Source organism: Psychrobacter sp. A3, from assembly GCF_028823565.1.
Classification (GTDB): domain Bacteria; phylum Pseudomonadota; class Gammaproteobacteria; order Pseudomonadales; family Moraxellaceae; genus Psychrobacter; species Psychrobacter celer.
The window spans coordinates 36,692-58,600 of sequence record NZ_JAPEHS010000007.1 but is presented as its reverse complement, the minus strand read 5'-3'; the positions used below and the strand labels follow the sequence as shown (position 1 = coordinate 58,600).

Below are 21,909 nucleotides of genomic sequence, written 5' to 3'. Positions count from 1 at the left end.
CCTCTGGGAACGCAGCACGCAAGTAAAATTTATACCAGTAGTGCGTTTAAGTTTATATAACAGTTTCATTTTCAACCGACTATATGTTCTATATAACGATAAGTCTTCTATTTTTGATGTAAGGCTTATGATACCGATTATAGCGCGGTATTTTGCCGGCACTGCTTGCCATATGTATAGCCATCTTTTGCGCGGTTTGATGTCTATTTATTTACTGTAGCTGATTGTCTATCATAGCGCTATTTAATACACAATAGAAAAAGTCAAAATACTGAGCATTGACCCGTCACGATTGAGGCTCTACAGTATGTTCATAATAGGGCACATCCTCACTTATTTGCTTTGGATGAATAGTCTATAATAAATGTACAATGCTATCTGCTGCCGGCTTGCGATATGCAGTCATACCCGTAGCAACCTGTATACCAGTGTACTTTTTTATAGGTCTGATGGTCTTGTTTATAGGTCTGATGGTCTTGAATCATACCTTGCACTCTTATTAACGGCTTATGTGACTTATGAAATTTGCTTTATCGGCTCTCTCTATTGCTATGATGACGGTGACTCTAATGAGTGCATCGATAGCTACCCATGCAAACACAGACAATCGTGTAGACCCCACGGCAGCGCCTAGCCACGCCGGTTTTCAAAATGAGATGCCAGCCGTCGCCGTCACACAAATCGTTGAGGCAGAGGATAGCGCGGCGCGTATTCAGGCAACCGACGACATCCGCATCGCACACAGTGCGATGAGTCATGACAATAAGCGTGCCACAAAGCCCTTAAGTGCGCTTATCGACCCCATCACGCACAAGACAGTGGACAACAGCTATGCGCTGGATGTGTCTAGTTTTTTGAGCCTTGAGCAAGCACAAGATATCTTATTGCAAGTCTCACCCAAGATCGCAGCCAATGATGCAGCCATCGCCGCCAGTGAATACCAAACCGACGCTCTCAAAACCTTAGACAACCCACTGGTGTTTGCGCGTGTTTCAGCCAGTGCCTACCACGTCGATGAGGATATCGATTTGTCTTCACTCAGAAGCGGCATTGTCAATGAGATTAATAACAGCGTCGATGGCATTGTCCCGCCGCCTGTCCCAGATTTGCCAAACTTCGGTGAGCTCGTCGGCGAACGCCTGCCGGACTCTTATGATTTTAAGCGCTCAGGCGAGACGACCAGCGCTGGCCTAGGCGTGGCGTGGCCCATTTATACCGCCGGACGCACCGCAGCTCTAACGGGAGCCTCCCGCGCCCGTACCCAAGAAGCACTCGCAGACAGCATACTGGATAAAAACGCACTATATAACACATTAGTCGAGCGGTATTTTAAAGCGCAGCTTGCCATCATTGCCGCCTATTTGCGCGACGATGCTTATGATACGTTAAAACAGACCGACCATATGGCCGAGCGCTTGTATGAAGAAGGCTTTATCTCTCATGTCGATAGACTAGAGGCACAGTCGGCGCTGGCAGATGCCAAAAGCGAAGCTGTCAAAGCCAACAACGATGCTCGCCTTGCGATGATTGCACTACAAAGACTGCTACGCACTGACTACCGTATCAAGCCCACTACGCCATTGTTTGTCTCCAGCCGCCCGTTGCCTGATGTCAGCTACTTTCAGGACTTGGCGCTCAATAATCACCCAGGGCTACAAAAAGTTGCGGCCAAGCGCGCGCAGGCGCAGCAGCTACATGCCTTGTCCGATACAGGCTACAAGCCGACGGTCATGCTTTATGGCTACGGGCAAGTTGAAAAAGACCCAAGCTGGGTCGCTGGTATCTCTGCCAGCTGGAAACTGTGGGGCGGGCTCGACAAAACCGCATCACTGGCCTCTAGTAGCGCGCAGATTCGTCAAGCCGACTTGTCTGAGATCGAGGTCAGTGACAACTTACTCCTGCTGGTCGAAAAAAACTGGCATGATGTCAATAATGCCCAAGCACGCTATCAAGCCCTGCAGAGTAATGTAGATCTGGCCGCAGAGGTGCTGCGCTTACGCCGTTTGGGATTACAAGAAGGTGTCAATACCACGATAGATGTGGTACAAGCACAAACGCAAGCGCTCAAAGCTCGTACCGAGCAGGCACAAGCAGCACATGACTATGTACAAGCACTGGCCGCCTTGATGCAAAGCTGCGGCACACCGTTGGCATTCAATGCTTACCTCAATGCTGCTGACATTCAATTGCCGACTTTATATACTCAGCAATAAAAAAACACAGCGAAAAACAAATCACAACGACTTAAGTAAGCTACCGTCATTTACTTAACATGGCTGATATAGACACCTAACCTGAACCTTTAGTGTGAATGATTGTTTTATGAAAAATCTGACTGCTACCTCGACCCGCAATTGGCGACAGACGTTACTAGAGACGTGGCGTATTGCCAATACCTCAAACGTCTGGGCACACTGCGCAAGCGTCGGGTATTTTGGTTTTTTGTCGATTTTTCCAGTCATGGCTGTGTTTGTGCTGCTGTACGGCTTGGCGTTTTCGCCCGCCGAGATGCAAGAGCAGATATCACTGCTACGCCCCTTTATCCCTGATACGGTATATGACGTCTTAGATTCGCGCCTAAGCGATCTGGTCTCTAACACCGCCTCTACCCTCACTTTTGGCCTGACTGTCTCAGCCTTAGTTGCTTTATATGCAGGCTCCAAAGGGGTTAAGTCATTAATCGTTCTTATCAATCTGGCCTTTCATATCAGCCAAGAGCGCGGTTTTATTCAAGGCACTATACGCGCCCTTGGTTTGACCTTGGCGGCAGTGGTGGTTTTGATTATAGCCATATCCTCTATCGCGATTATTCCTGTTGCCGCCGCTTATCTGCCCTTCCCGCAAGTCGCCAAGACAGTGGCGCTTTGGAGCAGATGGCCGATACTGGCAGGCATTATATTTTTGTGCTTTTTGGGTTTATACCGATTAGCGCCCAATCGGGACGCAGTCGCGCTAAAAAAACTGGTACCAGGTGCGCTGGTAGCGACCGTCCTTTGGATTGTGCTGTCGATATTGTTTTCGCTGTATGTGCAAAACTTTAATAATTATAGCGCTGAATTTGGCGTGCTTTCGGCTGCTGTGGTCATTATGCTATGGCTGTATTATTCAGCGTTTATCGTCGCCTTTGGTGCTATTTTTAACGCTGAGACGATCGAAAACGCCAAGCCTTATGCGATTCGTGTGTATTAATATCCTCTTTGTTTTCAACTTTGTTGCTTTAGGACTCTCACTGTCATGACTGAATTTCCAAACGAATCAGACGACTCACGCAAACTCCCTGATTCTGATGAATCAGCGCGGCCTCATGATGCACAGACGCCAACGGAGTCTGTAAAAGAGACGCCTGATGACAGCCCAGCACCAGCCGCGGCCGATTATTATCGCGGTACGCCAAAGTCAGACAATGCCGCCATGCGAAAAAAAGCCGTATTGGCTGGCGTGGCACTCATCATCATTGCTGTCATTGCCTACGGCCTATACAAAAGCACCGCGCAAAGTGAGCCACCGCTTGTGACGCTGCAAGGACAGATGCAAATGCAGCAAACATCTATCGCCGCAAAGGTGCCAGGGCGCATCGCTCAAATCTTAGTTACCGAAGGTGATGAGGTCACACCCGGCCAGCAGCTGATTGAAATGGACTCGCCTGAGATCAATGCCAAGATCGCTCAAGCAAGGGCAGGCAAACAAATGGCCCAAAGCCAGTTGGATAAAGCCGAAAACGGCGCGCGCCCGCAAGAGATTGCGCAGGCAAAAGCGGCATGGCAGGCCAACAAAGCCGCCTCTGATTTGGCACAAAACACCTATCAGCGTGTCGACCGCCTTTATAAAGAAGGCTTGATGGCACGGCAAAAACGCGATGAAGCTTATGCGCAGTATCTGGCCACCCAAGACCAGACCGAAGCGGCGCGGCTGCAGTATGACTTGGCACTAGAAGGTGCGCGCAGTGAGGATAAATCAGCGGCCACCGCACAAGTGGCGCAGGTTGATGCCAAGCTTGACGAGGCTTTGGTCGCAAAAGAAGAAGCCAATCTTAAAAGTCCGATTGCTGGTATCGTTGATAATGTCATCGTAAGCGCAGGCGAAGTCGTCGGTCAAGGAGTGCCAATCTTGACGCTGGTCAACACCGACGATCAGTGGGTGGTGCTCAATGTCACCGAGTCGCATCTCAATCAATTTGCCATCGGTCAAGTGTTTACGGGCACCATCCCAGCGCTATCTTCTGCCGGCAAGCCCTACAACAAACAATTTACCGTTTATGCCACCTCGACCCTCTCCGACTTTGCCACGTGGCGACCGACCAATAACGGTGATGGTTTTGATGTGCGCACCTTTGAGGTCAAGGCTCGCCCGACTGTTCCCGATGCCCGTATCCGCTCCGGCATGAGTGTCATCGTACCTATCGACCCAACCACTATGAGCCAAGAGTAAGCCATGCGCCTAACTCAGCTAAGTGAGGCTTTTATACGTAGCGCCGCCTATGAGCGGCGGTTTTTGCACAAAAACCCATGGGACTTGACCATGGTGGTATGGATTCCCTTGCTCACCGTCTTGCTGATTTGGTGGATATTTTCACAGACTCAGATTACCAACCTGCCTATTGGGGTCATTGATCAAGACAATGGCCCAGTGGCCAATACCGCCGTGCGCTATCTTGATGCTAGCCCAACGCTGAGCGTCAAACAGATGTATTATTCAGCCGCAGAGGCAGAAGCGGCTATTTTGCAGCGTGATATCTACGCTGTTGTCATCATCCCTGAAGACTTCTCGCGCAATATCTTATCGAGCAAATCCGCACCGCTTATTTTACAAGTAAATGCTCAGTATGGCACGCACTCAGGTATTATTCAGACTGGTGTGCAGGCAGTCGCAGGTACTCTCTCGGCAGGCGTTGAGATTCAGCGCTTGATCAAACAAGGCATGGCACCATCACAAGCGGCAATCGCCTATTCGCCAATCAGCATACAACGCATCAGTCTGTTTAATGCCGCCACCGACTATCAGCAGTTTTTGGCCTCTACCGTGATACCGGCGCTATTACACATACTGGCCATGGTCATCGGTGCCACGACCATCGGCCGTGAGCTACGAGATAAGCAGCTTGGCCATTGGTATGGTTTTATCGCCTCTGCTCAGGCTTATGACAGTCTTAGTGGCAGCATTAGTGCCAATATTAGTGGCAATGTGAATAACAATGTAGCTGATAACACTGTGCAAAATATAACCGCGCTCAGTCAACCTGCAGCTAAACTGCCAAATAGTACCGCTAAGGACAACACCAATCAAAAACCTGTATCTACGCTGCCGAGCGTGCACATGGGTGTTTTGCTTTTTGGGTTGTTGGGTAAGTACTTTTGGCCGATGCTGGCTTATGGTCTCTGGTCTATCTTGGCGCTGTGGCTGGCCACGCCGCAAGAGTCCGTAGCGAGCAGCGCTGTTTTTGCCACTTATCTTGGCTTACTGCTTTTGATGATGCTATCGTTTTGGCTGGGCGCTATTTTTACTTTAGGCTCTTTTTCATTACGTATGGGTTTGTCTGCTACTGGTTTTATCTCCGCGCCTTCGTATGCCTTTGCTGGCGTGACCTTTCCTTATATTGCCATCACTGACAGTGCCAAGCATTGGTCAGACGCCTTGCCACTTACCCATTATCTTAAGCTACATATCGCGCAGATGCAGATGCAAGCGCCTGTCGCCATCTCCCTGCCGATACTCTACGGCCTTGCCATCGCCACTGTCGTCGCCATGATGCTGACTGCCCTACTCACCAGACGCGCACTGGCACATCCTGAACGCTGGGGAGCACGCTAATGCCGCCATTATCAACAGACCATAAAGCTAAAGGCACCCAGCCGCAGCCGCCAGTGCAAGGCTTTTTTGCAAGCTTTTTTCAGACCCTAAAAGACGTCTTTAAGGATAAAGGCATTGTATTGATGCTGATTATTGCCCCCATTATCTATGGCTTTTTTTATCCGTGGCCGTACTCATCGGAGGTCGTCAATCATGTGCCAGTCGGTATCGTTGATAAAGACAACAGCGATTTATCACGCACCATCGTTCGTTATGCTAGCGCCAGCCCGCAGCTCGACACCAGACGGTTTTTAGACGAACAAAGCGCTAAGGAAGCCATTTGGGCAGATGAGATTGCAGGCTATATGGTGATCCCAAGTGGGCTTGAGCAAAACGTGCTGTCTGGTAAAGCAGCTAGTGTCAGTGTTCTTGGTAATGGCGGTTATTTTTTGCTCAACAAAAACGTGCAGATGGGATTTTTAAAAGCGGTTAGCACGGTCTCCGCTGGAGTCAAAATTAAAAAGAGTGTCGCGCAAGGTGCCTATGCCCCGACAGCCGCACAAAACGCACAGGCCGTACCGCTACAGATTGTCCCGCTATACAACCAGACAGAAGGCTATGGCGCTTATGTGGTGCCCGCCGTTTCTATTATCATCTTGCAGCAAACACTACTTATGGCCACTGCCATGCTCATTGGTACTTGGTATGAGCAGCGGCGGCATCAGACCAGCATCAGCGGCTGGCTTGGGCGTATCACAGCGCTTAGTACACTGAGCTTTTTGATCGGCTGCTTTTATTATGGCTGGGCGTTTGAGCTACATCACTACCCACGCGGGCAAAATATGCTCGGCAGCCTGCTGTTTCTTTTACTGTTTTGTCCGGCGGTGGCGACACTTGGCTGCCTACTTGGGCTTTGGTTTCGCCAGCGTGAGCGCAGCATGCAGATTTTGATTTTTAGCTCATTGCCGATGTTTTTTGTCAGCGGCTACCCATGGCCTGCCGACCAGCTGCCTACTTTCTTACAAATAGTGCGCTGGTTTATTCCGACCACGCCCGCCATCAATACCTCAGTCCAGCTAAACCAAATGGGTGCAAGTATCTCTCAGGTCGCGACTGGGTTTTATGCACTAGCGGCCTTATGGGCGCTGTATTTTGCGCTACTTGTGTGGCTTCGCTGGTATAATTCGCCAAAGCGTAGGCAAGCCTCGTAGCGGCTTGGCTCGTTTAAAAGCTTTCTAGGGCGTGTCCTCAATTCAATCGATAGCCATCTAAATGGGCTAAAATGCCATAAAAAAAGCGCCTACTAATCATAAGCAGGCGCTTTTTTATTTGACTGAACGTCGCGCGTCATTGTTAAAAAACGCGGTTTAGTCCATTTAATGCAGCCACGCGATACGCTTCAGCCATCGTTGGATAGTTAAAGGTGGTATTTACAAAGTACTCAAGGGTGTTGTTGCTCTTGCACTTCATCACCGCTTGACCGATATGGATAATCTCTGAGGCGTGATTGCCGTAGCAATGAATACCCAAAATCTCCAGCGTGTCACGGTGGAATAATATCTTTAATACACCAGAGCGCTCGCCGATGATCTGTGCCCGCGCCAGATGTTTAAAGAATGCTTGACCTACTTCATAAGGGACTTTTTCGTCCGTCAGCTCTTGCTCTGTCTTACCGATACTAGAGATTTCAGGAATGGTATAGATACCAGTCGGTACACTTGATACAGGCTCTGCATCACTGTCACCGACCATAAAAGCCGCCGCACAGCGCCCTTGGTCATAAGCGGCCGACGCCAGAGACGGCCAGCCAATCACATCGCCGGCTGCATAGATATTGTCGATTTCGGTACAGTAAGTATCATCGACTTTTAGCTGGCCTCGGCTATTGGCTTCAAGACCGATGGCCTCTAGGTTTAGGCCTTCTGTGTTGCCTGAACGGCCATTGGACCACAAGATCACGTCTGACTTGATGCGTTTGCCACTCTTTAGGTGCAAGACCACATAATCGTCATGGGTTTCTAAATAATCAATCTCTTCATTACTACGGATCAGAACACCAAACTGCCTAAAGTCATGGGCAATCGCATCGCTAATTTCACTATCTAAATAGCTCAGTAGCTGGTTTTGGTTATTGATTAAGTCAACTTTATAGCCAAGGCCGGTAAAGATAGAAGCATACTCACAGCCGATAACCCCTGCGCCATAGATGATGATTTTTTTGACGACATAGTCCATCTGCAAGATTTTGTCAGAGTCAAATACCCGTGGATGGTTAAAGTCAAGAATATCTGGGCGATAAGGGCGGCTACCGACGGTGATGATGGCTTTGTTAAACGTGACAGTCTCAAAGATATTGTCATCAGTTTCGACGCGCAGAGTATGGGCATCGACGAAGCTTGCCCAGCCATTAATCACTTCGATACGATTTCGCTCATAAAAACGCGTGTGGGTGTTGACTTGCCGGCGAATCACTTGACGCGCTTTGGCCAGCACTTCATTGAGCGGGACTTGCTTGTATTCCATCGCTTTGGTAAACATGGGATCACGGCGAAAGTTGATCAAGTTAAACACCGATTGACGCAGCGCTTTACTCGGTATGGTGCCGACGTGCGTTGAATTACCACCGACCTGCTCACGCGGATCAATCACCGCCACCTTTTTGCCCGCTTTGGTCAGCTTCATGGCCGCCGCTTCACCAGCAGGACCCGCCCCTAAGACTACTACATCATACTCATACTGATGCTTATCGCCCTTTAGACGACGCGAGTCTTTGGTAAAGCCAGTTTTGATATCGATACGAGTATCATCGAGCGGATTGACCAAGTCAGGATGATGCATGATGTCTTCGGTGACTTGCTCGTGGGTTTGCTCGATTTTCTCTCTTCTACCTTTACCCTTGGTGTGCTCAGGGTTTGGTATAGGCGCGCTTTGTTTGTTAGATACTTCGGTATGGGTATCTTCACCAACATCGTTGGTCGCATCGCTTGGTTTTTTACTTCCCATTATGTCCTCTTTATATATCAATGTATGTATCGTATCGCCCATGAAACAGCGTCATAGATCTTCTCATTATCATAGCTTTAATCATAGCTCTAAGGGGTGCCTACCATACGTTGAGATAGGATATTTTGCAACGTCCAGTGACCTGTTAGACGTTGTTGCCCCTCGTCGATCTGTGGCCGTACACTAATGACGTATTCGGTGCCAAGGCTTGGCGCAAAGTCATCAATCCAGTCATAAGGTATCTGAAACACACTGCCATCTTTGCTAGATTTGGCCAGCAAGCATTGCATCGGTAGCGCTGAGGCGCAGGCGACACGATTGGGCATAATGGTGAGCGTTTGAGCGTCACCAAGCACAATACTCGGAATATAACGCGGCTCAGGCACAGGCTCACGAGCAAATGGCGACGTCTGGCAGGCACTCAATAGCGTCGCGGCGCTAATAACGCTTGCTAATAATAAAGGTGTTTTTTTGGCTTGATAAAGTGAACGCATAATCTTCTCTATATAAAATGACCGTTTGATAAAGATAGTGTGATAAATATGGAGGTATAAAATGTGAGCGCTCAGCATTCTAACCGATGCGGCGTTTTAGCCCCGTCATCTGCAAGATACGCGTGGCAATCTCTTCTACCGACATCTCAGAGACATCGAGGCTTGGGATGCCATGAGTGATATAAATACCTTGTATGGCGCGCTGCTCTTGCTGACACTGCTGATAGCTCGAATAACGGCTGCCCGCGCGGCGCTCTTGGCGAATCTTGACCAAGCGATCGGTATCAATCAGTAAACCAAACAGCTTGTCTTTGTGTTCGCGCAGGGGTTTTGGTAATTGATTGTCATACAGATCATCTTCGGTCAATGGATAATTGGCGGCGCGAATACCGAATTGTAACGCAAGATATAGTGACGTCGGTGTTTTGCCCGAACGTGATACCCCTACCAAGATAATATCGGCAGCATTATAATGGCGGGTGCGCGCCCCATCATCGTTATCTAAGGCAAAATGTACCGCGTCGATACGCTCTTTATACGTCTCGGAGTCGACATCATCATGAGCATGACCTGAATGGCCGTCTGGCTCTACCCCAGTCTCTTCTGCGACGCGGCCGATCAGCCCCTCATACATATCCAAGTTACAGCTTTGCGCTGAGTTGATTGTTTCGCGAATCTCGGGGCTCACGATGGTATCAAACACCAATGGCAGCAAACCATCACGCTGATAAGCCATATTGATTTGCTCAACCGCATCCTCAGCACGCTCTAGGCTATCGACATAAGGCAACACTCTGGTCTCAAAAGGAACCGAGGAAAACTGACTTAAGATCGCACGGCCCAGCGTCTCCGCCGTAATCGCCGTACCATCTGAGATAAAAAACGCGGTTCTGATGGCCTGAGAGCTGTCCAAGTTTAGCGCGTGGCGGTTTTGAATGGTGGGCTTGACTTGTTCAGCTGGATTGCTTGAGTACATGCGTGGATACCTCGGTTGAAAACTCATCGATTGAAAACTCAATAGGAGTCTTCATCTAGTTTTTGTCTATTATATGGCGTTATCTGATATGTTGTCTGATATATAGCATCTGGGTCTTTATTATACATATCGTGCACGGCTGAGCGCCCTGTTTTTCTGCTTTATATTATACGCATAATAGAAGTCTAATAGAAATCAATGTTACAGGCGTACACTTATCACCAACATCCATGCCGGCACAAAGGCTGTGCGCGGCAAAGGCGATCAAATAGCCGTACCATATCTCCTAAAAACCAGCCATGTTATGTGGTTTTTGAGGCGACGGGCTTTATAAAACATCCATCGATGGCTTTAGTGGTTATCACTGCTGGTAGTTTTGGTAAAATCAGTTGAAACGGTGGGCGCTTGGAGATATCAACAAACGGATTTTTTTCTTAACTTTTTTGGACACAGATAGCCCTTTATAATTGCTGTTTTTATAGCGTCATCATAAATTATGTAGCAAATCCGACAATTTGTATCTTTTTCACAAGTTTTTTGGGTCAACCCCTCGAAATTCTGCAAATATAGCGGTATAATTCACCGTTATAATCTTTACTAAATAACCTTATTTTCTGGAGTTATCATGGCAGCGCAATCTACAGCACTTGTAATCAATCTAGATCAGTTAGGAAAAGACGACATCGATATGGTCGGTGGTAAAAACGCCTCACTCGGCGAGATGATCAGCCACCTATCTGATTTAGGCGTTAGTGTTCCAGGCGGTTTTGCGACGACTTCCAATGCGTTCAATCGTTTTTTGACCGAAACAGGCTTGCTCGATAAGATCAACAACGAGCTAAAAGCCTTAGACGTCAACGATGTCAACAAACTTGCTGCCACTGGTAAAAAAATCCGTACTTGGATCATTGAGCAAGCGCTGCCAAGCGACCTTGAGCAAGAAGTACGTCAAGCGTTCGAAACCATGAGCGGCGGCGAAGACATCGCGGTTGCGGTACGCTCTTCTGCGACTGCCGAAGATTTGCCAGATGCGTCATTTGCTGGTCAACAAGAGACTTTCTTGAACATTCGCGGTATTGATAACGTCCTAATCGCTATTAAAGAAGTATTTGCCTCTTTGTATAACGACCGTGCTATCTCTTATCGCGTGCACAAAGGTTTTGAGCACGAAGGCGTGGCACTATCGGCTGCTGTACAGCGTATGGTACGCTCAGAAACAGGCGCCGCGGGCGTGATGTTTACCCTTGATACCGAAAGTGGCTTTGATCAAGTGGTCTTTATCACCTCAAGTTATGGCCTAGGTGAAATGGTCGTACAGGGCGCGGTGAACCCAGACGAATTCTATATCTCTAAAAAATTACTTGCCAATGGCAAGCCTGCCGTTATTCGCCGTAACCTCGGTAGCAAGCATAAGAAAATGGTGTATGGCGATGAAGGCAGCACGTCAAAATCAGTGAAAACCGTTGATGTTGAAAAACAAGATCGCATGCAGTTCTCACTTACCACAGAAGAGCTAACCTCACTTGCCAAGCAAGCGGTCACCATTGAGCAGCATTATGGCCAAGCGATGGATATCGAGTGGGCAAAAGACGGTGACAGCGGTGAAATCTTCATCGTACAGGCTCGCCCTGAGACCGTTAAAAGCCGCCAAGACAGCAATGTCATGGAGCGTTATGTCATCGATACCACTGATGCCAAAGTATTGTGCGAAGGTCGTTCAATCGGTCAGCGTATCGGCTCAGGTAAAGTACGTATCGTCACCAACCTAAACGAGATGGACAAAGTAGAAGAAGGCGACATATTAGTCTCTGATATGACGGATCCAGATTGGGAACCGGTCATGAAACGCGCCTCTGCGATCATCACCAACCGCGGTGGCCGTACCTGTCACGCGGCTATCATTGCTCGTGAGCTAGGTGTACCAGCGATTGTTGGTTGCGGTAACGCCACTGAGCTATTGGTCGACGGTCAAGACGTCACCGCCTCTTGTGCCGAAGGCGACACAGGCTTTATCTACGAAGGTCAGATCGACTTTGAAGTACAAACCAACTCTGTCGAGACCATGCCAGAGCTAGCATTTAAAGTAATGATGAACGTCGGCAACCCAGACCGCGCCTTCTCATTTACCCAAATGCCAAATGAAGGTATCGGCCTTGCCCGTCTTGAGTTTATCATCAACCGTATGATTGGTGTGCATCCAAAAGCGCTACTAAACATGAATAGCTTGCCACGCGAAATCTCACAAGCCATTCATGAGCGTATCGCAGGCTATGCTTCACCTGTCGATTTTTATGTTGATAAATTGGTCGAAGGCATCTCAACCCTAGCGGTTGCCTTTATGGACCAGCCTGTCATCGTTCGTATGTCTGACTTTAAATCAAACGAATATGCCAACCTATTGGGTGGTAAGCTATACGAGCCATCAGAAGAAAACCCAATGCTAGGCTTCCGCGGTGCCAGCCGTTATGTGTCTGACAACTTCCGCGACTGCTTTGAGCTTGAGTGTAAAGCACTAAAACGTGTCCGCGACGAGATGGGCTTGACCAACGTTGAGATCATGATTCCATTCGTTCGTACCACTGACGAAGCACGTCAAGTCATCGAACTGCTTGAGAAAAATGGCCTAAAACGCGGCGAGAATGGTCTACGCGTCATCATGATGTGTGAGCTACCGACCAACGCTCTATTGGCAGAAGAATTCCTTGAGCATTTCGATGGTTTCTCAATCGGCTCTAATGACTTGACTCAGCTAACGCTCGGTCTTGACCGTGACTCAGGTATCGTCTCTCATTTATTTGATGAGCGCGACTCTGCGGTTAAGAAATTGTTGACCATGGCTATCGAAGCTTGCCGTAAGCAAAACAAGTACGTCGGCATCTGTGGTCAAGGTCCATCTGACCATCCAGATCTAGCATTCTGGCTCATGGAACAAGGCATCAGCTCTGTGTCATTGAACCCTGACTCAGTGCTAGACACTTGGTTCTTCTTAGCTGGTGAAGACAAAAAATAAGCCGTTACATTAAGTCACGACGGTGATTGACACAGTCATTACAAGTACTACTTTTAGGGTCTATTTGATTTTTTCAAATAGACCCTAATATAATGTGAGATAAGTAGTGGCTTAAAAACAGTGACTTAATATTTGACTAACTATGCAGGCAATTATGCAAATTTTTCTTGCTCGAAATAACGTACAAGCTGGTCCATACAATTTGGAGCAGCTCAATATCATGTTGGCATCTGGCGAAGTGGTGCTAGATGACCTGATGTGGCATGAAGGCTTGGAACAATGGCAACGTGTCGGCACCTTAACCAATAACCAAACGGTCTATACACCCGCTCCGGTTAATGGCGCTGAGGTCAATGACTCTATCATTAACAACGTCACTATCTTTCCAGAAGACAATGCCTCAGGTAAGCAAACCGACAAGCCTGTGTCTTTAGATAGACTGTACGGCAAGCCTGAGCGTAAAGATACGGCGAATAATACCAAGGTCGACATGACGACCAATCGTCACTACACCCCGCATCATAACGTCTCATTAAACAAAACCCAGCTGAATAAAGCTGCCACCAACCAAGATAAAGTCGTTGGCGACGTCGTACTAGCGCCAATTATGTCACGGGTCTTAGCGACTGCCATCAATGGACTGCTATATCTGCTGGCGATATTTCCGCTGGTGATGGCACTGACCAAAATGGATGTCGACTATAGTAAGTTTCAAAACATCCAAGATATGGACGCCGCGTACCAGTACTCTATGACATTGATGGAGAGCCTACCTAGTAGCACATTGATGATGTCGCAAATCATGGTGTTTGGCCTATTTGCGCTGCAACTGGTATTTATCGCATTACGCGGGCAGTCACTGGGTAAGCTAATCACTGGTATTCGTGTGGTCGATCAAACCACTCATCGCCTGCCCTCATTTACCAAGCTCATCGGTATGCGTACATTACTGCTGTTTATTATTTATAATTTGCTATTTTCGTTTACCAGCTTTTTAGGATTTGTCGTTGTCGCTGTTCATTATTATATGGCCTCCAAAAGCCCTGAAAACATCGGTTGGCATGACAAACTGGCTAAGACGTTGGTGGTCAAAGCCGACAGCAGTCAGCTGACAAAAGAGCCAACTCTGAAATAATCAACAGATAAATAACAAGCTCGATCTCTAAATTTATCCTTAAATACCTCTTTAAATACTGAAAAGCAGCGTATGATCGTGGCTTTTTTAGTATTACCGGCAATGCGTGAGTGATTAACCTTTGTATTAGCCACTCACTACTGTTATAATACGGCGCTTTATAAACTAAGCTTATCTCCAAGATTTTATAAGAACTATTTTTATAAATAGGATTTTATAAAACTGGGCGTTGGGTTTACCTTATAAATCTCCTTGCTATTGACATAGGGTCAATAGCTACTAATCCGTAAGGAGTCATAATGCGACATTACGAACTGGTGTTACTTGTACACCCAGACCAAAGCGACCAAGTGGTCGGCATGGTTGAACGCTATATCAAGTTGGTTCAAGACAACGGTGGTGCTATCCATCGCCTTGAAGATTGGGGCCGCCGTCAATTGGCTTATCCAATCAACAAGATTCACAAAGCTCACTACGTTCTTTTCAACATCGAAACTGACGGTGATACTTTAGCTGAACTTGAAGAATTATTCCGCTATAACGACGCGATCATTCGTAGTCTAGTTATGCGCCGTGACGAAGCTGTCACTGAAGAGTCGCAGTTAGCCAAGAATGCCGATGAAAAACGCGCACGCAAAGCAACTACTCGTCGTCCAGACAATCGTGAAAACGACGACAACGACAACAGTGAAGACTAATTAAAGGAGAATACTCATGGCACGTTTCTATCGCCGTCGCAAATTCTGCCGTTTCACTGCTGAAGGCATCACTCACATCGACTATAAAGATGTTGAATTGCTAAAACAGTACATCAGTGATAATGGTAAAATCGTACCAAGCCGTATTACCGGTACGTCTACTAAGTATCAGCGTCAACTAGCCACTGCTATCAAGCAAGCTCGTTACCTTTCACTACTTCCGTATACTGACAACCATCAGTAATTTAACCGTTAACTAGGAATGACTCATGCAAATTATTTTGTTACAGCGTATCGTCAACCTTGGTAAACTCGGTGAAACTGTCGATGTAAAACCAGGTTACGGTCGTAACTTTCTTATCCCTCAGGGCAAAGCGCTACCTGCGACCAAAGCTAACATTGAAAAGTTCGAAGCACGTCGTGCTGAGCTTGAAGCTGAAGAAGCAAAAGAAATCGCTACTGCTCAAGAGCGTGCTGACGCATTAACTGACGTTAATGTCATCATGCGTGCTAAATCAGGTGACGAAGGCAAGCTATTTGGCTCTATCGGTACTCGCGATATCGCTGAAGCATTGACTAACTCAGGTCTAGAAGTAGACCGTGCTGAAATCAAGCTACCTGAAGGCACTCTACGTCAAGTGGGCGAATACAATGTTGATATTCAGCTACACCATGACGTGACTGCTAGCATCTTGGTTACTATCTTATCTGAAGATGGCGACAATGAAGACGCAGCTGACGATGTAGAAGACGACAACGAAGATTACTCAGAAGAGTAAGCCTTTGTAGCAGTATAAAAAAGCCAGTGACATCATGTCGCTGGCTTTTTTTATTCGTGATCGCTGCTAATCTCGCTTAACTTATTTGTTGCGACCAGATGATATACTCTAGCAACTATCTGCAATAAACCCTTAAATATCTTATACTTAATGATAAGATAACCTCTATAAAACCCTCTATATATTTAATTATCTGACTGTTATGCTATAACACTCTCATTTGTTAATAGGGTATGACGAATAGTATGCCAAATAACGATATGTTGAACGATAAAACATTAGACAGTCGCGTGATAAATACCAATGATAAATTGTTATGTATCCAAGGTAATAAGTTTTATGCAGAAGGTGAGATTTATACTGTCGGTAGAATTGTAAATAATAAGTATTTTCAACTGCTAACTGGCAGTAATGACGATCACTGGTATGCCACACTAGATGAAAAAGGTATTTATGTCAGCTTCGATTCTATGACGCCTGATAATAACAAAGCATGGTTTGATAAGATTGCTTAAATGATGCAAAAGCCCTTGTCCATCGCTGCAGAAGATAAAATAAACTGGTCATTACACATGGCCAGTTTTTTGCTATGAGCCTTTTTATTAGAGCATGTCATTAGGGTATATTTTCAATTGTATTATCATGGAAGCTGGCATTGAAAACACATTCAAAAAAGAATCTGCGTAGGCACAGCAAGCAAGGAAAATTTATACCAGTAGCGCGTCATAATACTTGTACTCTTTTCATTTAGGACTGACTATATACTTCAGACAAAAGGTATAGAAGCAGCCAGCCCCGCATATATGGCGATTTCACTTACCTGCTGAGTCGCCCCTAGCCCATCGCCCGTATAGCCATCTAAATGCCTACGTAATAAGCGGCGCATATAGTCTGTCGCCAGCAGCGCCAATATCAGCGCTACTATCCATTGGCTCAGACCAATCTGCTGCACAGTGCTCGGAAACAAGTAAACAACGAGCGCGCCTGCCACCAATAGCCAACCACTACTAAACAGCGCTTGGTATAAGAGCATGGTTTTGTCGTTCTTGTAAAACGACCCATAATAGAGATGTTAATGGAACAAAAAACATTCTCGCGGTCGGGCTTGGCCGTCTTTAGTAGCAACCCCCTCCATTTAGGGAGGAGAGGAAATCAAAATGGATATTCAACACAGGTCAGCTGTTATATCACTGATGAGCCATGCTATCATTTGGGTTTATGTCCCATTATCAAGGAAGATAAATGTACAACACCCATAAGCCTACGCCTGAGACCAATGAGCCGTTCGTTATCAGAGAAAACCATAAAGAGGCAAACGGCGTCGTCACGCTTACTCTCAATCGCCCCAAACAATTCAATGCGCTATCAAGCGATATGCTCACCGCCATGCAGACAGAGCTGGACAATATCGCCCAAGACAGCAATATCCGTGTGGTCGTCATCGCGGCGGCTGGCAAGGCATTTTGTGCAGGTCACAATCTAAAAGAGATGCGCGCCCACTCGGATGAAGCATTTCACAGCGCTTTATTTAAACAATGCAGCCAAATGATGCTGACCATCAACCAGATGCCGCAAGTCGTGATTGCCAAGGTACAGGGCATCGCCACTGCCGCAGGCTGTCAGCTGGTCGCCGCTTGCGATCTCGCCGTGGCGGCTGATGAAGCCAAGTTTGCCACCTCTGGCATCAACGTCGGGCTGTTTTGCTCGACGCCGGCTGTCGCTGTCAGTCGCAACCTCTCTCGCAAGCAAGCGTTTGAGATGCTCATCACCGGTGAATTTATCGATACCCGTACCGCCTTGCAGCAAGGGCTTATTAACCGTGTCGCGCCAGCAGATCAGTTGGCGGCCAGCCTACACTCTTTAATCGATAGCATCACTGCCAAATCCTCTGTCGCGCTCAAAACTGGCAAGGATATGTTTTATCAGCAGTTAGAGATGGACTTGGCAGACGCCTATGACTATGCAGGCAAAGTGATGAGCTGCAATATGATGGCAGATGACGTGCGTGAGGGCATTGATGCGTTTATCGAAAAGCGCGATGCTGTATGGACGGGACGATAAGACTCACGCGCCAGTGTGACTGGTCACCATAGTGTGATTAAAAATCATGACTAAACATGTGATTAAAAATCAACCTTGCCGCGTAACGCTTTTATTTTGCCGCGCTGCGTCTTTTGATCGATCCTTTTACGCTTAGCACTTTTACTGGGTTTGGTCGGTTTACGTGCCGGCAGCGTTTTCGTGGATTGCAAAATAAAGGCTTTGAGGCGCTCAAGCGCATCTATCTTATTACGCTCCTGCGTACGGTACTGCTGCGCTTTTAATACAAAGATACCATCTTTGGTGACACGACTGTCTTTACTATTTAATAAACGCTGTTTGTGCTCCTCGCTTAAGCTTGAGGCATTGATATCAAAGCGTAGGTGAATGGCCGAGGCGACTTTATTGACGTTTTGTCCGCCTGCCCCTTGCGCACGAATGGCATGCATCTCCACGTCGCTATCGCTCAGACGCATGGTATGGCTGATAAAAATCATAAGACTCTTTTTTGTTGTATATGGTTTTTATGATATGGGGCTTAAATTGGCATTTATAAACCGCAGTAGAGTAATGACAAAAAAGCTAACAGCAAGAAGCCAAAGGACAATACTAATAAAAAATACCAATGAAAAAGGACACGATATCGCTATCATGTCCTTTTTGTTTGGCTCTGAATGCATACTCATAGCAGCGCTGCGCTCGTAGTAACGCTAAGTTACTCTGCGGCAGTGGCAATCATCTCGACGAGTAGCTCAGGACGCGCCAGTGCAGACTCGCCGCAAGCACGCGCTGGTGGCTGTATGCCTTCAAACCACTTATCCCATACTTCATTCATCGCAGCAAAGTCTGCCATGTCTTTAATCCAAACGGTCACTGAGAGTAGCTTTGATTTATCGCTACCAACCTCTTCGAGCAATGCTTGGATTTTTTCTAGGCAAGTGAGGGTTTGGGCTTTGATGTCGTCTTCTGCGTTACCCACCTGACCGCACAGATAAACGGTCTGGTTGTGTACCACGATTTTACTCATACGCTGATTGCTGTGTAGCTTTTTCATCGTATTTTATCCTTAATATCTAACGAAAGTTAAGTTGCGTTTGTCCGGTAAGCAGCTCTAACGCCTAGCTAGAAAAACGCTGAGCGCTAAATGGGGTGATATCGACCAATAGCGGCTTATCATGAATCATCTCTTCTACGATGCGTCCTGTCATCGGCCCCAAAGTAAAGCCTTGATGGCTGTGACCAAAGGCAAACCAGAGCTTGTCATGCTTAGGTGCAGGACCAATGACCGGCTTCATATCTGGCATACAAGGGCGCGAGCCTGCCCACGCTTCGCTCTCGACAGCGTCATCTAGCGGTAGAATTTTGCGCGCGAATTTTAAGACGGTCTGTAATTGACCAAAGTTTTTTGGCGCGTTCATGGTGGTCATCTCAGCACCGGTGGTGATGCGAATACCTTGCTGCATCGGTCCCATGACAAAGCCTTTGTCCATATCAAACATACTGTGATGGATGGTGTTTTTGTCCGTCACTTTAAAGTGCTGATGGTAGCCGCGCATCGGGAACAACGGCAGGTTATAACCCAGTGGTTTGATCAAGTCGTTTGACCAAGGGCCGGCAGCGATGACCAGCTTATCACTATAGTAGGTCTCTTTATCCGTGATGATTTTCCAGCCTTCACCTTCTTTGACGATTTCTTTTACGTCACTTTCTTTGATCGTCCCTTGCATCTCTTCGAAGTTTTTGGCGTAAGCTTTGACCAAGGCGCTTGGGTTTGAAACTTGCCACGAGTTGAGCCAATGAATCGCGCCCACAAACCCATCAAAATTGGCACTCGGCTCCATCGCTTTCAACTCTGCAAGACTCAGTACGTTGTGCTCGACGCCCTGCTCACGAGCTGCAATAGCTGATTCAATCGCCTCTTTAAAGGTGTCTTCAGAGCGATGCAGCTGCAACCATCCATCACGCGTGATCAGTTCATCGGCACCAGATGCCGAAATCATGGTTTGATGCTCACTGGTACAATGCGCAATCAGCGTCTGCCACTCAGCTTCGATTTTTTTAACCGTGGCTGGCGCCGAGTACTTCCAGTATTGCAGCAAGGCTTGATGATAACGCAAGAGAGCCGGTATCCGATAACGGATATCGGTACCTTGGTTGGGCAGTACGCGAATCATCTCTGTCAGCTGACGCGGGAAAGGGTGAGTGTGGATTGCTTCACGCTGGATCAAGCCAGCATTTCCATAAGAGGTCTCTGACCCTGGGAGTTTTTTATCTAGTAACAGTACTTGCGAATTATTTTTTTGTAGATGCCACGCAATTGAGGTGCCAACCATGCCAGCACCGATAACAATAACCTCATAGCGCATAGAGTATCCTTTCCTAACAGGTAGTAGAGTCTTGCATATTAGGGGGTGATAATAACGCGAACCTGATAATTAATAAACCCATATTTAACGGATTTTTTCGTCGAAAAATACTTTTGGTTATACGTTTTTAATAAAGGTATTTTCTTCAGGAATAACAAGCCATTTTATTAAAAATAAAGCCCGCAAGTACCCCACTCGCCTGATATTGCGGCGCACCCACGCGAAAATCACACGTGGCGATAGCTCATAAGGGCGCCCATAACGAGGCCATCGTCATATGTGTATTTTGATGTGAGTACTGAGACCAGTTTTGCGACAGATATTTGAGTCCAAATACACCGCAACAACCTCACCCTTATCCTCGGAAAATTTGCTACAATATGCCCAATTTTGGCTGGCGCTTTCATCGAGCATCGGCCGACCTTATTTTATAATACTATCGAGAGAGCATTATGGGTTTTAATTGCGGCATCGTCGGCCTACCAAACGTGGGCAAATCCACCTTATTTAATGCGTTGACCAAAGCGGGCATCGCGGCTGAAAACTTTCCGTTTTGTACCAAAGACCCCAATACTGGCATCGTCCCTGTGCCAGATCCTCGTCTCAAAAAACTGGCCGATATCGTCAATCCTGAGCGCGTGCTACCCACGACCATGGAGTTTGTCGATATCGCAGGTTTGGTCGCAGGAGCCTCAAAAGGCGAAGGCATGGGCAACCAGTTTTTGGCCAATATCCGTGAGACCGACGCGATTGCACATGTGGTACGCTGTTTTGACGATGACAACGTCGTCCACGTCGACGGCCGCGTCAGCCCTATTGATGACATCGAAACCATCAATACAGAGCTGGCGCTCGCAGACTTAGAAGCAGTCGAGCGCGCTATTCAAAACCAAAGCAAAAAAGCCAAAGGCGGTGATAAAGACGCGCAGGCCATGCTTGAGGTGTTTAAGAAAATCGAACCTTTATTGGCTGAAGGCAAAGCAGCACGCGCAGCAGGTCTGGATAAAGATGAGCAAAAACTGATCCGCAGCTATGGTCTGATCACTTTGAAACCGACCATGTATATCGCCAACGTAAGCGAGGATGGTTTTGAAAACAACCCTTATCTTGATGCGGTGCGCAACTATGCCACAGGCGAAGACTCTATCGTTATCGCTTTGTGCAACCAAATCGAATCTGAAATCGCGCAGCTCGACGAAGACGACAAAAAAGACTTTTTAGAAGACATGGGCATGGAAGAAGCCGGTCTTGATCAAGTGATTCGTGCAGGTTACGACTTACTTGATATGCAGACCTACTTTACTGCTGGGGTCAAAGAAGTGCGCGCATGGACGGTCGCTGTCGGCGCTACTGCACCGCAAGCAGCTGGCGTTATTCATACCGATTTTGAGCGCGGCTTTATTCGTGCTGAGGTCATCGCTTATGACGACTTTATCGAGTATAACGGCGAAAAAGGCGCTGCAGCCGCTGGTAAATCTCGCCTAGAAGGCAAGACTTATATTGTCCAAGACGGCGATGTGATGCACTTTAGATTTAACGTGTAACTTTCAATAGTACATAGTTAGCTGAATGTAAAACTGTTATGGACTTGAACGCGCTACTGGTATAAATTTTACTTGCG

20 protein-coding genes and 1 pseudogene are annotated in these 21,909 nt (G+C 47.2%); 14 read left to right on the top strand and 7 right to left on the bottom strand.

All coding sequences use genetic code 11. The annotated features are described in order from the left end of the window. The first annotated feature begins 569 nt into the window (after positions 1-569). The 5 genes from NK638_RS02470 (at position 570) to NK638_RS02450 (ending at position 6,998) form a co-directional block, all read left to right on the top strand. The gene (locus NK638_RS02470; RefSeq protein WP_274631801.1) at positions 570-2,213 is read left to right on the top strand and encodes a TolC family protein; all 1,644 of its coding nucleotides are present in this window, start codon (positions 570-572) and stop codon (positions 2,211-2,213) included. A 109-nt stretch (positions 2,214-2,322) separates the two neighbouring features. Then, positions 2,323-3,189, top strand: a complete 867-nt coding sequence (locus NK638_RS02465; protein WP_105246227.1) for a YihY/virulence factor BrkB family protein — start codon at positions 2,323-2,325, stop codon at positions 3,187-3,189. 45 nt (positions 3,190-3,234) lie between these two features. Next, the gene (locus NK638_RS02460) at positions 3,235-4,428 is read left to right on the top strand and encodes an HlyD family secretion protein (RefSeq protein WP_274631800.1); all 1,194 of its coding nucleotides are present in this window, start codon (positions 3,235-3,237) and stop codon (positions 4,426-4,428) included. Between the two features lie 3 nt (positions 4,429-4,431). After that, the gene (locus NK638_RS02455) at positions 4,432-5,808 is read left to right on the top strand and encodes an ABC transporter permease (RefSeq protein WP_274631799.1); all 1,377 of its coding nucleotides are present in this window, start codon (positions 4,432-4,434) and stop codon (positions 5,806-5,808) included. Beyond that, positions 5,808-6,998, top strand: a complete 1,191-nt coding sequence (locus NK638_RS02450) for an ABC transporter permease (protein WP_274631798.1) — start codon at positions 5,808-5,810, stop codon at positions 6,996-6,998. Before NK638_RS02455 ends, NK638_RS02450 begins: the two co-directional genes overlap by 1 nt. Before the next feature lie 142 nt (positions 6,999-7,140). Here NK638_RS02450 and sthA read toward each other — a convergent pair whose 3' ends face one another. The 3 genes from sthA to ppsR all read right to left on the bottom strand — a co-directional run bounded on the left by sthA (position 7,141) and on the right by ppsR (position 10,260). Beyond that, positions 7,141-8,790 carry a Si-specific NAD(P)(+) transhydrogenase gene (gene sthA, locus NK638_RS02445; RefSeq protein ID WP_274631797.1) on the bottom strand — a complete coding sequence of 550 codons (1,650 nt, stop codon included), beginning with the start codon at positions 8,788-8,790 and terminating at the stop codon, positions 7,141-7,143. A gap of 89 nt (positions 8,791-8,879) precedes the next feature. After that, positions 8,880-9,284 carry a DUF4377 domain-containing protein gene (locus tag NK638_RS02440; RefSeq protein ID WP_100749539.1) on the bottom strand — a complete coding sequence of 135 codons (405 nt, stop codon included), beginning with the start codon at positions 9,282-9,284 and terminating at the stop codon, positions 8,880-8,882. Between the two features lie 79 nt (positions 9,285-9,363). Next, positions 9,364-10,260, bottom strand: coding sequence for a posphoenolpyruvate synthetase regulatory kinase/phosphorylase PpsR (gene ppsR / locus NK638_RS02435; RefSeq protein WP_274631796.1), 897 nt, complete (start codon positions 10,258-10,260; stop codon positions 9,364-9,366). A 625-nt stretch (positions 10,261-10,885) separates the two neighbouring features. Here ppsR and ppsA point away from each other — a divergent pair. From ppsA to NK638_RS02405, 6 genes are all read left to right on the top strand, one after another. Further along, positions 10,886-13,270: a phosphoenolpyruvate synthase gene (ppsA, locus tag NK638_RS02430; protein WP_274631795.1), complete on the top strand. Its 2,385-nt coding sequence runs from the start codon at positions 10,886-10,888 to the stop codon at positions 13,268-13,270. Positions 13,271-13,424: 154 nt separating this feature from the next. Beyond that, positions 13,425-14,405: an RDD family protein gene (locus NK638_RS02425; RefSeq protein WP_274631794.1), complete on the top strand. Its 981-nt coding sequence runs from the start codon at positions 13,425-13,427 to the stop codon at positions 14,403-14,405. A 299-nt stretch (positions 14,406-14,704) separates the two neighbouring features. After that, on the top strand, positions 14,705-15,103 hold the full coding sequence (gene rpsF / locus NK638_RS02420; protein ID WP_075102154.1) for a 30S ribosomal protein S6: 399 nt from the start codon (positions 14,705-14,707) through the stop codon (positions 15,101-15,103). A gap of 16 nt (positions 15,104-15,119) precedes the next feature. Continuing rightward, entirely contained in the window at positions 15,120-15,347 is a 228-nt protein-coding gene (gene rpsR, locus NK638_RS02415) for a 30S ribosomal protein S18 (RefSeq protein ID WP_058368567.1), read from the top strand. A gap of 25 nt (positions 15,348-15,372) precedes the next feature. Continuing rightward, positions 15,373-15,882 (top strand): 50S ribosomal protein L9, encoded by a 510-nt coding sequence (gene rplI, locus NK638_RS02410; protein WP_075102155.1) that lies wholly within the window; start codon positions 15,373-15,375, stop codon positions 15,880-15,882. Positions 15,883-16,127: 245 nt separating this feature from the next. Then, entirely contained in the window at positions 16,128-16,397 is a 270-nt protein-coding gene (locus tag NK638_RS02405; protein WP_274631793.1) for a hypothetical protein, read from the top strand. A 251-nt stretch (positions 16,398-16,648) separates the two neighbouring features. Here the strand turns inward: NK638_RS02405 and NK638_RS02400 are convergent, their stop codons facing one another. Next, positions 16,649-16,915 carry an adenosylcobinamide-GDP ribazoletransferase gene (locus NK638_RS02400; protein WP_274631792.1) on the bottom strand — a complete coding sequence of 89 codons (267 nt, stop codon included), beginning with the start codon at positions 16,913-16,915 and terminating at the stop codon, positions 16,649-16,651. Here NK638_RS02400 and NK638_RS02395 point away from each other — a divergent pair. After that, positions 16,900-17,001, top strand: a pseudogene (locus NK638_RS02395) (zinc ribbon domain-containing protein); the annotation flags it as partial. The gene NK638_RS02400 and the pseudogene NK638_RS02395 sit on opposite strands and share 16 nt — an antisense overlap. 123 nt (positions 17,002-17,124) lie before the next feature. Further along, positions 17,125-17,943 (top strand): enoyl-CoA hydratase, encoded by an 819-nt coding sequence (locus NK638_RS02390; RefSeq protein WP_274631791.1) that lies wholly within the window; start codon positions 17,125-17,127, stop codon positions 17,941-17,943. Between the two features lie 62 nt (positions 17,944-18,005). Here NK638_RS02390 and arfB read toward each other — a convergent pair whose 3' ends face one another. The 3 genes from arfB to NK638_RS02375 all read right to left on the bottom strand — a co-directional run bounded on the left by arfB (position 18,006) and on the right by NK638_RS02375 (position 20,288). Continuing rightward, the gene (gene arfB, locus NK638_RS02385) at positions 18,006-18,419 is read right to left on the bottom strand and encodes an alternative ribosome rescue aminoacyl-tRNA hydrolase ArfB (protein ID WP_274631790.1); all 414 of its coding nucleotides are present in this window, start codon (positions 18,417-18,419) and stop codon (positions 18,006-18,008) included. A gap of 218 nt (positions 18,420-18,637) precedes the next feature. Next, positions 18,638-18,976, bottom strand: a complete 339-nt coding sequence (locus tag NK638_RS02380; RefSeq protein WP_075101582.1) for a RidA family protein — start codon at positions 18,974-18,976, stop codon at positions 18,638-18,640. 64 nt (positions 18,977-19,040) lie between these two features. Beyond that, positions 19,041-20,288: an NAD(P)/FAD-dependent oxidoreductase gene (locus NK638_RS02375; RefSeq protein WP_201585508.1), complete on the bottom strand. Its 1,248-nt coding sequence runs from the start codon at positions 20,286-20,288 to the stop codon at positions 19,041-19,043. A 452-nt stretch (positions 20,289-20,740) separates the two neighbouring features. Between NK638_RS02375 and ychF the strand changes: the two genes are divergently transcribed. Then, the gene (gene ychF, locus NK638_RS02370) at positions 20,741-21,832 is read left to right on the top strand and encodes a redox-regulated ATPase YchF (RefSeq protein ID WP_105246264.1); all 1,092 of its coding nucleotides are present in this window, start codon (positions 20,741-20,743) and stop codon (positions 21,830-21,832) included. Positions 21,833-21,909 lie beyond the last annotated feature (77 nt).